This is a genomic window from Devosia geojensis (genome assembly GCF_000969415.1).
Classification (GTDB): domain Bacteria; phylum Pseudomonadota; class Alphaproteobacteria; order Rhizobiales; family Devosiaceae; genus Devosia; species Devosia geojensis.
On sequence record NZ_JZEX01000147.1, the window covers coordinates 94617 to 108209 of the forward strand.

The 13593-nt window shown below is 67.3% G+C and carries 9 protein-coding genes; 4 read left to right on the top strand and 5 right to left on the bottom strand.

Translation table 11 applies throughout. The features are described from left to right. Positions 1 to 159: 159 nt before the first annotated feature. The 3 genes from VE25_RS17730 to VE25_RS17740 form a co-directional block, all read right to left on the bottom strand. Positions 160 to 1341, bottom strand: coding sequence for a class I SAM-dependent methyltransferase (locus VE25_RS17730; RefSeq protein ID WP_046109984.1), 1182 nt, complete (start codon positions 1339 to 1341; stop codon positions 160 to 162). After that, positions 1338 to 2960, bottom strand: coding sequence for a peptide chain release factor 3 (locus VE25_RS17735; protein ID WP_083989034.1), 1623 nt, complete (start codon positions 2958 to 2960; stop codon positions 1338 to 1340). The genes VE25_RS17730 and VE25_RS17735 overlap by 4 nt, the downstream gene beginning before the upstream one ends. A 173-nt stretch (positions 2961 to 3133) precedes the next feature. After that, a complete protein-coding gene (locus tag VE25_RS17740; RefSeq protein ID WP_052732069.1) occupies positions 3134 to 3526 on the bottom strand; it encodes an Hpt domain-containing protein in 393 nt (130 codons plus the stop codon). Positions 3527 to 3942: 416 nt separating this feature from the next. Between VE25_RS17740 and VE25_RS17745 the strand changes: the two genes are divergently transcribed. The 4 genes from VE25_RS17745 to VE25_RS17760 all read left to right on the top strand — a co-directional run bounded on the left by VE25_RS17745 (position 3943) and on the right by VE25_RS17760 (position 11032). After that, complete coding sequence (locus VE25_RS17745) at positions 3943 to 9144, top strand: apolipoprotein A-IV repeat region-like domain-containing protein (RefSeq protein WP_160300002.1); 5202 nt, start codon at positions 3943 to 3945, stop codon at positions 9142 to 9144. 429 nt (positions 9145 to 9573) lie between these two features. Then, positions 9574 to 10140 (top strand): DUF2087 domain-containing protein, encoded by a 567-nt coding sequence (locus VE25_RS17750; RefSeq protein WP_046109986.1) that lies wholly within the window; start codon positions 9574 to 9576, stop codon positions 10138 to 10140. An 11-nt stretch (positions 10141 to 10151) separates the two neighbouring features. Beyond that, complete coding sequence (locus VE25_RS17755; RefSeq protein WP_046109987.1) at positions 10152 to 10532, top strand: GFA family protein; 381 nt, start codon at positions 10152 to 10154, stop codon at positions 10530 to 10532. After that, positions 10529 to 11032 (top strand): GNAT family N-acetyltransferase, encoded by a 504-nt coding sequence (locus VE25_RS17760; protein WP_046109988.1) that lies wholly within the window; start codon positions 10529 to 10531, stop codon positions 11030 to 11032. The genes VE25_RS17755 and VE25_RS17760 overlap by 4 nt, the downstream gene beginning before the upstream one ends. A 6-nt stretch (positions 11033 to 11038) precedes the next feature. On the opposite strand, the gene VE25_RS17765 is transcribed toward VE25_RS17760, so the two are convergent. Both VE25_RS17765 and VE25_RS17770 read right to left on the bottom strand, forming a co-directional pair. After that, a complete protein-coding gene (locus VE25_RS17765; RefSeq protein ID WP_046109989.1) occupies positions 11039 to 12214 on the bottom strand; it encodes an MFS transporter in 1176 nt (391 codons plus the stop codon). Further along, complete coding sequence (locus tag VE25_RS17770) at positions 12215 to 13444, bottom strand: MFS transporter (protein WP_046109990.1); 1230 nt, start codon at positions 13442 to 13444, stop codon at positions 12215 to 12217. Between the last annotated feature and the right edge of the window lie 149 nt (positions 13445 to 13593).

The window sequence follows — 13593 nt, forward strand, 5'->3', positions numbered from 1 at the left end:
CCCTTCGGGCACCTTCTCCCACAAGGGGAGAAGGGAAGACGGAGCACAACTGCTTTCGTGCGAAACGCGGTTTGGCAAGGCGCCCATTTAGGGCACCTTCCCTTCTCCCCCTCGTGGGAGAAGGTGGATCGCGCGCAGCGCGAGACGGATGAGGGGGGGTCACACACCCAGCAGCCCCTCCAGATAGTGCCGTCCGACCCCGAACGTGCGCTTCACGTCTGCAATGCGCGTCAGCACTGCGTCCCGATCCCGGCCCGCACGCCCGTCCTTCTGTGCGACGATCAGCACGTTCTTGGGCGTATGCGCGTCCGGCACGAACTCGAAGACACGCGTCTTGTAGCCGGAAAGCTCGAGCATCAGCGCGCGCAGGCCGTCGGTCACCATTTCCGCCTGCCGCTCGAGGAACACACCGTGCTTCAGCAGGAACTCGAGCTCGGCATTGGCCCTCCCCGCCTCCATCTCGCGGCGCACCTGCTTGTGGCAGCAGGGTGCGACCGCGATCAGTTCGGCGCCCGCCGCGATACCCTTGTAGATCGCATCGTCCGTCGCCGTATCGCAGGCATGGAGCGCAATGACGACGCTGGCGCCGCTCGCGTCATGGTCGAGGATCGAGCCCTCGACGAACCGCAGTCGCGCAAAGCCATTGTCGCGCGCGATGCCGTTGCAGAGCTCGACGAGGCTCTGGCGCAGCTCGACGCCGACCATCTCGACGTCGAAGCCGTTGCCGGCGAGATAGTCGTAAAGCGCGAAGGTGAGGTATCCCTTGCCCGCCCCCATGTCGACGATCCGCTTCAGCCGCTCCTTCGGGATCGCCTGAATCAAAGGCGCAAAGATTTCCACCATCTTGTTGATCTGGCGGTATTTGTCCTGCGCCGAGTCGAGCACGCGCCCCTGCGCGTCGGTGAGGCCCAGCGAACGGAGCCACGGCTTGCCGGCAGCGACCGGTCGATCTTTCGCCCGGTCGTGGGTGACCGGCGCCGCCTCGCGCCCGGCGACCTCCTCGCGCTTCAGCCGCACCTTGTCGCCATTGCGCTCGAAGGTGAGATCGAACACCGTCGTCGAGAGCCGCGCGCTGCGGAAATCCTTGGCTAGCCCTTGCCGCAGCAGAGCCAGCGCCCCGCCGATCTCGTAGTTCTTGGTGATGTCGCGGGTCTGGTAGCGCCAGACGATGCTGAGCCGTTCGCCACCCTTGAGGGCGACCTTGCGACCCTCGGCCGATTTCAAGCCCTCCTCGGGGCCGTGATAGCCGCCGAGCTTCAGCTTCACCAGCGTGCCGTCGCCGAAGGCCGCACCGAGCGCGTCGAGGAACTCGGCCGTCCGCTGCTCGGCGACAGGCGTCATGCCCGCTCCTTGGTGGTCAGGAACCGGACCTTGGGGAAATCCTGCTGCGCACGCTGCGCCCACCAGGCGTTCTGCGCCATATAGACGGGCGCGCCATCGCGGTCCTCGGCCATGTTGGCCTTCTGCGCGGTGATGAAACGCTTGAGCTCGGCCTCGTCGTCGCTCTCGATCCAGCGCGCGACCTCGAGTCCGACGCTTTCGAAGCCGATCGGCACGTTGTATTCCTTCTCGACGCGGGCGCCCAGCACCTCGAGCTGCAGCGGCCCGACGACGCCGACGAGGTAGTCCGCGCCGATCATGCGGCGGAAGACCTGCGCGACGCCCTCCTCGGCAAGGTCGGAAAGCGCCTTGGCGAGCTGCTTGGCCTTGATCGCCTCGGAGAGCCGCACGCGCCGGATGATCTCGGGCGCGAAGTTGGGAATGCCGGTCACCTTCAGCGCCGCGCCCTCCGTCAGCGTATCGCCGACCGAAAGCGTGCCGTGGTTGGGGATGCCGACGATGTCGCCGGCCACGGCTTCCTCGGCCAGCTCCCGGTTGTTGCCGAAGAAGAACATCGGGTTGGAGATGGCGAGGTCCTTGCCGCTCCTGACGTTCCGCAGCTTCATGCCGCGCGTGAAGGTGCCCGAGGAGAGGCGCACGAATGCGATGCGATCGCGGTGATTGGCGTCCATGTTCGCCTGCACCTTGAAGACGAACCCGGTGACCTTCTTCTCGTCGGGAGAGATCGGCTTGGGTTCGGCCGGCTGCGGACGCGGCTCCGGCGCCCATTCGCCGAGCGCGCGCAGCAGTTCGGCAACGCCGAAGCCCTTGAGCGCCGAACCGAACAGCACCGGCGTCAGGTGCCCCGACTGGAACGTCTCGAGGTCGAACTCGGGTAGCGCCGAGCGCGCCAGGTCGAGCGTTTCGAGCGCGTTGACGAAGACCGGATCGGCCATCAGCTCGTCATGATCGATGAGCTCCTCGATCTCCTCCCACTCGACGCCCGGCGTGCCGGTGGGGCCAACCATGCGCTTCTCAACGAGGTCGAGATAACCGCGGTAGTCCACCCCCTGCCCGATCGGCCAGAGCGCGGGGGTGAGGTCGAGCGCCAGCTTGTCGGCGATCTCGTCGAAGAGCGCCAGCGGCTCCTGGCCTTCCCGGTCGATCTTGTTGATGAAGGTGATGATGGGAATGTCGCGCAGGCGGCAGACCTCGAAGAGCTTCAAGGTCTGGCTCTCGATGCCCTTGGCCGCATCGATCACCATTATCGCGGCATCAACCGCCGTCAGCACGCGGTAGGTGTCCTCGGAAAAGTCCGAGTGGCCGGGTGTGTCGAGCAGGTTGAAGGTCAACCCCTGGTAGTCGAACGTCATCACCGAGGAGGCGATGGAGATGCCGCGCTGCTGCTCCATCTCCATCCAGTCCGAGCGGGTGGAGCGCGTGCCGGCCTTGCCGCGCACCTGGCCCGCGCTCTGGATGGCGCCGGCCGCCGCCAGCAGCCGCTCGGTCAACGTCGTCTTGCCTGCGTCCGGATGCGAGATGATGGCGAAGGTGCGCCGCGTGCGGAACGCGTCCTTGCTCGCCAGCGACTGGTCGATACGGGAAAACGGGGCGGTCGCGACCGCTTGGACAGCGCTCATGTGAAGGATCTGGCCTATCGAGAAAACCTGGCTCCCGGCGACTTGCGAGCCGGCCGGACAATGCGATGCGCTCTATATTGGGTTTAGGACGCGATCGTCAAACGAATGGCGCAGCTGTGAGGCGAGGACGTGCCACGCGCCGGGGTGGCATCGAGGGTGGGGGCAGGTCGTGCCTACTCCCCCGCCTCCGCGACGATCCCCGCGATATACCCGCGCACTTCCTCGACCGCCATGGAAAGATCCTCGATCAGCTCGGTGCCGACCGACCATCCCTCGCGCAGCGCATCCTCGGCCTGGGGCGCCATATCGGCGACGGTGAAGGCGCCGATGCCGGCGGCCGCGCCCTTGATCACGTGGAGGTTCATCCGGATCTCCTCGGGCTCGCGCGCAGCCGAGAGGCGTTCCACGTATCGGGTGATGGTTTCGTCAAAGAGCCGCAGCACCTCGATCTCGAGATTGGCATCATGCAGGCACTGTTTGGCGAGGTGTTCACGGTCGATCGGTCCGCCGGCGCGCCGGCGCCCGGGGTTTTCCACATATTCGACGAAGCCTGCCACGCGTCCCATCTGCTCCCCCTGCCGGGTCGGGGCCACACCCTAAACTGCTCTTGGCCCAGCATTCGAGCCTAGTTTGCGGCTATGAACAGGAGTTTAAGCCACACCTTCGCCTTTGTTTGAGGTTGTGGTCCGGCCGAGTGTGGACGCGCCCTGTTAACCTTTCGTTAAGAAAAGGTTCGGTTTGCGTAAAATTGCATGTATTAATGCGCTACACCGGCGCGCGGCGGCGTAGGTACAAGGGGACGATGCGCGTTATTTGCATCGAATTCGACCTATCTGGCACCCCTTCCGGAAAGGGGTGGCGAGTCATCAAAACTCGCGAACCTCGCCGTATCGCCGGTTGAGTCGACGCGAGAGTTGTAACGAGTATGGCGAAGAATTCGACACCCCCCGCAAACGATCCCGCAGCGCTGGCGTTTTCGGCAGTGGAGGACGCTCTGAAGGAATCCGTCTTCAATCTCGAGCCGACCGAGAAGGCCGAAGCCGAGAAGAAGCCGGCCGAGCCCGCGCCGCGTTCGGAGCGCCTGCGCGCCGCCACCCGCATCGCCGCCCAGGCGAGCACCGTGGCCAACGACGACCGCGTGCAGCCCTCGCGCATTCTTTATAATCTGCAGACCCGCTCGTCCTCGACGCCGACCTGGGTCGCCATCATCCTGTCGATCGTCTGGCTTGGCGCCACGGGCGCGGCCGGGTACCTGCGCTATCAGGACCAGCTTGCCGATCTCGCCTCGTTCGTCGGCACCCTCGATTTCATCGGCCTCGTCGCGCTGATGGTCGTGCCGGTGCTCGGGTTCTTCGCCGTCGCGACGCTCGTGCGCCGCGCGCAGGACCTGCGCAATGCCGCGTCCTCCATCACCCAGGCGGCGGTTCGCCTCACGGAGCCCGAAGTCTCCGCTGCCGAACGCGTCGCGACCGTCGGCCAGGCCGTGCGCCGCGAAGTCAATGCGCTCGGCGATGGCCTGGAGCGCGCCCTCTCGCGCGCCGGCGAGCTGGAGGTGATGATCCACAACGAGGTCACCGCCCTCGAGAAGACCTATTCGGAGAACGAGTCGCGCATGCGCTCGCTGATCTCCGAGCTCGCCGCCCAGCGCGAGAGCGTCTTGACCAACACCGAGCGCGTGCGCGAGGCGATCACCGAGAGCCACACCGGCCTCGTCTTCGACCTCGACATGATCAGCCAGCGCATCGCCGGCACAATCGTCGACAGCGGCGGCAACCTGACCCGCGCCCTCGAGACCGCCGGCAGCACGCTCAACAACGGCTTTGCCGAGCGCACCGAGAACTTCGTCTCGCTGGTCGACAACCGCACCGGCGAGTTCCTGAGCGCGATCGACGCCAGCGCCGGAAAGCTGACGCAGAGCTTTGCCGAGCACTCCGGCGCCATGTCGCGCGACCTCGAAGCGCGCACGCAAGCCCTCTCGACGACGATCGACGAGCGCATGAACGCGCTGACCGACGCCCTCGACAGCCGCGCGGCCGTTTTCACCGGCTCGCTCGACGCGCAGACCAGCGCGTTCACCGAGGCCCTGGAGAGCCGTTCGGCGTCGCTGACCAGCTCCATCGATGCGCAGGCCAACACCCTGACCGATGCTCTGGAGACGCGGGTTGCGGCGCTGACCGGCACTCTTGAAACCCAGACCGGCGTGCTCTCGAGCGCGCTCGAGGAGCGTACGACCTCGCTTTCGACGCTGCTGACCGATGGCGGCAATTCCCTGCTCGAACAGCTGCGCGAGCGCGGCCACGAGGTCGCCGGCGCCCTCGACATGGTCGGCACCCGCATCAGTGAGGATATCTCCGGCCGCTCGCAGGAAGCCGAGATGCTGCTTTCGGCCCTCAGCCGTCAGTTGGACGAGAGCGTTTCCATCCAGCTCAACTCGCTGGAGAGCCGCCTGCACTCGGCGTTGATCGAGATCAACGGCGCCCTCGACGACACCGCCGACCGGGCGCGCGAAACCATCGCGACCGCGGGCGCATCCTCGCTCGCCGACTTCGATACCCGCCTCAACGAGATCTCGGTCGGCATCGACGAGCGCCTGACCCGCCTCGACGGCGCCGTCGGCGACAAGGGCGAGAAGCTCATCGCAGCGCTCGAAACCCAGAACCAGACGTTCGTTTCCCGCGCCGACACGCTCGAAGCCACCCTCGGCGAGCGCGCCGAGAGGTTCGACGGCCTCGTCACCCGGCACGTCGCCGACCTCGACGGCGTCCTCGGCGTGCGCGCCGGCGAGATCGCCGAGGCGCTTGATTCCCGCGCCGGACAGATCGCCGAGGCCCTCGACAGCCGCACCACGCAGATCGCCGAAGCTCTCGACACCCGCACCGCGCGGATCGCCGAGACTCTCGACACGCGCGCCACGCGGATCAACGAGACCCTCTCCACCCGCACGGGCGAGATCGCGCAGGCCCTCGACAGCCGCGCCACCCGCCTCGACGAGACGCTTTCGACGCGCGTCCGCGACGTCGACGGCGTTCTCGAGCAGCGCACCGCGCAGATTGCCGAGACCTTCGCCGACCGCAGCCGCGAGATCGCCGATTCCCTCGAAGGCCACGCGCAGATCATCGCCGAAACCCTCGACACGCGCGTCACCGGGCTCGATTCGACCCTGGCGGCGCGCACCGTCGAGCTCGAAGCGACCCTGACCGAGCGGGCCGGCACCCTCGATTCCTCGCTCGCCCAGCGGGCCCGTGAGCTCGAAACGTCGCTTGCCGCCCATCAGCGGGGCATGGACGAAGCCATCGCCCGCCGCACCGGGGAGCTGGGCGCGACGCTTGCCGAGCGCACCCAGGGCTTCGAGGAGGCCATCGTCACCCGCACCCAGGACCTGGCCGACACCATCGTCCAGAAGGGCGGCGCGCTGACCGCCGAGCTCGACGCGCAGTCCGTGAGCCTGACCACCGCGCTCGACAACCGCACCCATCAGCTCGCCTCGACCGTCGGCACGCGCACCACCGCGCTCTCCGACGCCCTCTCCCAGCGCACCGAGCAGCTTGCCCAGTCGCTGGCCGAGCGCACCGAGGAGATGTCGCGCGCCATCGAGGAACAGGGCCTTGCCGCCCGCACCCGCATCGATGCCTCGCTGCGCGGCGTGACCGACACCATGGCCGAGCGCGTCAATTCGGTCTCGGGCCTCGTCGACACCAAGGTCGACGAGATCAACCAGAGCCTCGGGCGCGGCATCGACGAGGCGCTGGTGCGCATCACCGACGCCGAGAACGGCGTCATCCAGCGCATCGAGGGCGCCTCCTCGACCGTCAGCCAGAGCGCCCGCCAGGCTGCCGATATCATCGAGGAAGGCGTCAACTCCGCCCGCCAGGCGATCGCCGACATGGTCGACCAGCGGCTCGGCACCCTTCCCGAGGCCATCACCGCCCGCGCCGACATCACTGCCGACCGGCTCGCCGCTCTCAACGCCGCGATCAACACCTCGATCACCCAGTCGATGGCCGATCTCGAAGCCGGCGCCGACCGCATCGAGGAGACGATCACCAGCCGTCTCGGCACGGCCACACAGTCGATCGTTGCCGACGTCAACGCCTCGGCCGACCGCATGGACGGCGCCGTTCGCCTCGCCCTCCAGCAGATCCAGGCGGCCGCCTCCAGCATCGACCAGCTCGTTTCCGTCAAGGCCACCGGCGCCGTCGACGACATCGCGAGCCGTATCGCCGAGGTCAACCGCTCGGTCGCCGAGCACACCGACGCGTTCGCCAACATCGTTTCGGAAAAGTCCGACGAGTTGCGCGGGGCGCTGGCCAACCACGGCAACGTGCTGCGCGAGGCCCTGTCCGACACCGCCCGCGAGGCCGAGACCGTCATGTCGATCTCGACCTCCCGTATTCTTGAGGACGTCGGTTCCGCGCTCGGCAAGCTCAACGACTCCAACCTCCTGCTGCAGCGCGTGCTCGACGCCTCTACGTCGAACCTCGCCCAGCTCGAGTCGAGCGTCGCCCAGCAGACCGCCAACTACTCGTCGGCCGTGCGCGACGCCATCAGCCAGACCGAGGAGGCCGGCGACACCGTCAGCCGCCACGTCACCGCCCTCCAGGAGACCATCCGCGGCATGACCGCCGAGTTCGGTCTCGTGCTCGGCCGGCTCGACAATGAGGCCGCCAATATCGCCGAAGCCGCCAACACGCTCTCGACCTCGGGCAACTTCGCCCTCGAGACGCTGGAGGAGCGCCGCGGCGCCATGGACGCGCTGGCCTCGACCTTCACCGCCCGCGCCGACGACATCGACGCGCGCATGCGCCTCTTCGCCCAGTCGATCGCCGACACGGTCAACGACACCGAACGCCGCCTCATCGGCGCGCGCCGGGCGATGGACGACGCGCTGAACGCCACGTCCACCGGCGTCACCGAGGCCATCGAGAGCGCGACCGCCGCCGTCAACCAGTCGCTCACCGACACGAGCGAACGCGTCCACCAGTCGCTGACCGAAACCAGCGAGCGCGTCACCGAGACGCTGACCGCCACCAGCCGCCAGGTGGATACCGCCCTGCTGCGCGCAAGCGACAGCGCTTCGGCCGCCATGCGGCAGAACGCCAACGTCGTCAACGACGCCCTGGCCCAGACCGCCGAGCGCGTCAACGCGGCGCTGACCTCGTCGACCTCGACGCTCTCCGACACCATCGGCGACTCCACCGCCTCCGTGCGCCACGCCATCGCCAGCCATACCGATGCGCTGCGCCAGGCGCTCGACGCGACGAGCGAGGAAGTCACCGGGCGCATCGGCGCGTTCCACGAGGCCGCCGGCAGCGAAAGCCAGCGCACCAACCATGCGATCCGCCAGGCGCAGCAGTCGATGATCGCCGAGATGCAGCAGGCGCTCGAAGACGCCACGCAGCGCTTCAACGACACCGCCCGCGCCATGCGCGACACCGCCCGCGAGGTCGGCACCGAGCTCGAAGCCACCCGCTCCGAGCTTGCTCGCGGCGTCACCGAACTGCCCGAAGAGACCCGCGCCAGCGCCGCCGCCATGCGCCGGGTCGTCGCCGAGCAGATCGAGGCGCTTTCCGAGCTCAACGCGATCGTGCGCTCGCAACCCGCGACCCGCGATCTCAACGACCGCGCCCCTGCCCCCCGCCAGGAAGCGCCGCGCCAGCCCGCGCCGACATATCGGGCAGAGCCGGCCCGTGCCACTCCCGCTCCCACTTATCGCGAGGAGCCGCGCCCGGCTCCGGTCGCCGTGCAGGCCGCGGCCCAACCGGTACAGTCCACCCAACCGGTGGACGAGAACGGCGGGTGGCTGCGCGACGTGCTGCGCAACGCCACCGCCAAGCAGGCCGGGCAGCCGGGGGGCCTTTCCGGCCTCACCGACGAGATCGCCCGCTCGATCGACGAATCGGCCCTCGCCGATGCGTGGGCCCGCTACCAGTCTGGAGAGTCCGGCGTCTTCTCGCGCCGCATCTACACCCTCTCCGGCCAGAGCACCTATGACGATCTGCGCCGGCGCTTCACGCGCGATCCCGAGTTCGCCCGCACGGCCCAGGCCTATATGAGCGAGTTCGAGCAGCTGCTGCGCCGCGCCGCCTCCGGCTCCCGGGCCGCCGCCGAGACCCGCGAGCACCTGCTCTCCGACCGCGGCAAGGTCTACACCGCCCTCGCCCACGCCAGTGGCCGGCTGGCGTAACACCGGCATCTGAAACACGAAGGCCCCGCCGAAGCGGGGCCTTTTCGTTTTGTTTGGCAATATCCTGCCCCATCCCACCGGCTGTCATCCCGGCGGAAAGCCGGGACCCAGTAAACGGCGCAGGAGAGGCTCCTGCGGCGATAGGCGGCGAGAGGAGCTTCGGCGCGAATCCGATCGACTAGAGTGTACTGGATCCCGGCTTTCGCCGGGATGACAGCGGTGATGGGAGCAACGTCAACGCCCATGCCCCCTCGTTGCCGTGATACCTGACGCGTGCTAGAAAGCCACACGGTCGGCAGACACCGAGGCGTCGCTGTCCCGCAAGGGAAGCTAAACCTGCCATTCACCTCGACAGCATTGGCTCCTATCCAGTGCCGCGTCGTCAAGCCAGCGACCAACGACGTTTCCGCGGCACGCGATGGATATGACATGTCGAGACAAGCCATTCCGCTGGTGGCGGAGGATATCTCCGTTTTCGCCCGCACCCTGACCCATCAGTTGAGAAGCGCCGAAGCGCCGCCCTCGCACCTGAGCGTGATGAACATGCTCGCCCGGGCGGCCGGTTTCCGCAACTTCCAGCACCTGCGCGCCGCGCATGGCGCCGCCGAGCGCCTCTCGCGGCCGCAGGCGGGCGTTGCGGCCGACCATCGCCTGGTCGAACGCGCCCTCTTCCAGTTCGACGAGGCCGGGCGCCTGCGCCAGTGGCCGTCGCGGCGCAACGTGCAGGAGCTCTGCCTTTGGGCGCTCTGGGCGCGCCTGCCTGTCGACGCGACGCTGGACGAGCGGCAGGTGAACGCCCTGCTCCGCCGCGAACACCTCTTCGACGACCCGGCCATCCTGCGCCGGAGCCTCTTCGGCCTCGGCCTCGTCACCCGAGAGCGCGACGGCTCCAACTACCGCCGCCTCGAAGTGCGCCCACCCGCCGAGGCGCGCGAGCTGATCCGCTTGCTCGAAGCCAGGCGCAACGCACCACGGCTCCCTTCGGCAAATATTTGAAGGAAACACCGATGCACGAGGGATCATGCCTTTGCGGAGCCGTCCGTTTCACGGTCGGGAGCGACCTCTTGCCCCCCACCGCCTGCCATTGCACGCGCTGCCGCAAGTTCACCGGCCACTACGAAGCCGGCACTGATGTCCCGCGCTCGGCCGTGAGCATCCATGGCGAGGACAGCATCACCTGGTACCACTCTTCCGACAAGGTACGACGCGGCTTCTGCTCGATCTGTGGCTCGTCACTGTTCTTCGACCCGCTGCACCTCGACCGGATCGGCATCTTCATGGGAGCATTCGACACGCCGACCAACACGAACCTTGCCATGCACATCTTCGTTGCCGACAAAGGCGACTACTACGATATAGCCGACGGCCTGCCGCAGAACCCGCAATGACCATGATCCCCACCCTCACCACCGAACGCCTGATGCTGCGCCCGCCGGTCTTTGCGGACTATCCCGCATATGAACGGCTGATGGCCTCGCCGCGCTCGGTCTATATGGGCGGACCGTTCGATACGCGCGGCGCCTGGGGCATGTTCGCCAGCGACCTCGCCATGTGGCAGCTCTTCGGTCATGGCGCGCTGATGATCGATGTGACCGAAACCGGCGAGTGCGTCGGTCAGGTCGGCATCAATCACGGCCCCCTGTTTCCGGAAAAGGAACTCGGCTGGATGATCTACGAGGGTTTCGAGGGCAAGGGCTACGCCCTCGAAGCCGCCCGGGCGCTGCGCGCCTGGGCCTTCGAGGTGCGGCACCTGCCCACTCTCGTCAGCTATGTCGACCCGCACAATGCCCGCTCCATCGCGCTTGCCCAGCGGATGGGCGCGGTTCTCGACCCCGATGCGCAAAAGCAGGATCCGGAGGACTTGGTGTTCCGCCATCCGGCCCCATAACCGGGTTTACTTGGCCGGCATCAGCCGGAGCGAGACCACGACGCAGACAAGGGCCGCAACGCCCAGGCCCGCCGCCGCGAAGAACGAGGCGACACCGAACTGGGCGATCAGCCAGCCAAAGGTCATGAGCGTGATGACGCTCATCGCCTGCTGCAGCACGAAGGCGAAGCTCTGCGCTTCGGCGGCGATGTCCTCGCTCGTCCAGTTGGCGATGAAGTGCACCAGCCCGAAATAGCCGAGCGCATAGGTCACGGAGTGCAGCGTCTGCAGGCCGAAGAGCACCGCGACCGGCGGATTGAGCCCCATCACCGTCCAGCGGAAGATCGTCGCGATGGCGGCCGCGAGGATCATGTGGCGGGCGCTGACCCGCGCGCCGACCCGCCGCCAGATGAACATCATCACCGCTTCCGATCCCGCCGCCACGGCGATGAGCTGGCCGATGGTGACCTCGGAAATCCCCTCATTGTGCCAGACTAGCGCCGTCAGCGTCGAAAGCACGGCGTGCGTGGCGTTGACGAGGGCGTAGGCGACGAGCGGCAGCACGAACCATGGCTTCAGCACCTCCTTCAGCGCCCCGGCGCGCGGACTGGCCTGCGCCACCGTCACCTCGCTCGCCGGCGCGCGGAAGCGCGGCAACTGCAGCGCCAGCAGCGCCCGGAACAGCGAAAGCCCGACGAAGAGCGGCACGAATGCCGCCGCGCCCCACCAGACGATGGCCATGCCGGTCAGCGCCGTGCCCGCGACGTAGCCGACCGTTCCCCAAGCGCGCACCGTGCCGAAATCGCTGCCGTTGCGCGTCGTCATCCGCACGGTCGCCGCATCGACCACCGGCGGTATCGAACCGGACGAGACCGCGACCAGCGTCCAGACCAGCAGGATTCCCCAGAACTCGTCGACGAAGAAAAGCCCGATCGGCACTGATCCGGCGATCAGCGCCATGATCAGGATCATCGTGCGCCAATCCTTGGCCCGGTCGGCCAGCCGCCCGATGAAGAGGTTGATGAGCAGCAGCACCAGCACGGGCGCCGCGTTGATGATGCCGATCTGTTCTGGCGAGATGTCCTTGCCCGAGAGCCAGATGGCGAAATAGACCGCGCTCACCGAAACCGGCAGGAACACGGTGAAGTGGAAGACCGATGCGCGCGTTTCCGGTCGCGCAAGGAAGGCGAGCACGCGCGACATCTACCGGAATACGCCTTTCAGTTCGGCCTTCTCGACCTTTGGGCTCATCAGCATGAGCGAGGCGAACACCATCACCGCGCCAAGCGCAGCCAGGAGCGCGGCGACGAAATAGGCTCCCGCGCCGAAGGCAGCCGCCAGATATCCGAAGCCGACGAGAGTGATCACCGTGATCACCTGCCGGATCATCACGAAGAAGCTCTGCGCCTCGGCGGCGATGTCCTCGCTCGTCCAGTTGGCGATGAAGTTGGTGATGCCGAGGAACGTCAGGCCGACGGTCGCCAGGTGCAGCGTCTGCAGGCCCATCAGCACCCACATGTTCGGTTCGAGCCCGAAGCCCCACCAGCGGATCGCCCCGCAGAGGCAGCCGAGGAGGATGAGATGGCGCGCCGCGAACCGCCGCGTGATGCGCTCGAAATAGAACATGGCCAGGATCTCGGCCGTCGGCGCCACCGCCCAGAGGATGCCGATGACCCACCCGGGCAGTCCCGCCTCGCTCCAGATCAGCGCGCCGAACCCCATCTGCATCATGTGGCTGCCGTGAAGGAACGATGCGCCGACGAGCGTCAGGATGAACCAGGGCTTCCACAACTCGCCCATGCGCACCGCGACCAGCGGGCTGATCGGCGCATCGATGGGGTAGGTCGGGCGGAAGTGATCCTCTCCGCCGCGAAAGAGCGGCAGTTGCAGCGAAAGTGCGGCCCGCGCCACGCTGACGGCGATCAGCAGCGGCACGAACGCCACCGCCCCCTGCCAGTCGAGCACGAGCCCGGCGACGAGCGTCATCACCACGAACCCGATCGTGCCCCATACCCGGATCGCGCCGAAATCATAGTTGTTGCGCCGCGCCATGCGGTAGGCGGCGGCGTCCACCACCGGGGCGATGGCCTGGAACGGCACGATCAGCAGCGTCCAGATGATGAGGATCGGCAGGTATCCGTCCATCACCAGCAGGAAGAACGGCGGCACGGCCGCCATGATCGAGCCGACGACGATGACCGTGCGCCAGTCGCTCGCCCGGTCGGCGATGCGCCCGACGACGAGGTTGATGGCGATCATGGCGAAGATCGGCGCGGCGTTGATGATGCCGATCTGCTCGGGCGAGATGCCCTTCTCGGTCAACCAGATCGGCAGGAACGGATTGGAGACGGCTCCGGTCAGGAACAGGCTGGAGTAAAAAATACCTGCACGGGTGGCGGGCGAACCCATGCGCGCCGCCAAAGTCGAACCCATCGAAAATGCGCTCCGGGGAAATCACGCGAAACAATACGCGCACAATGCGCGCGTCGCGCCGGGCTGGCAAGAAGTTAGGGAGCCACAAATCGCACGCGATGGGCTCCCCTCCCCCTTGAGGGGAGGGGTCGGGGGTGGGGGTCCATCGG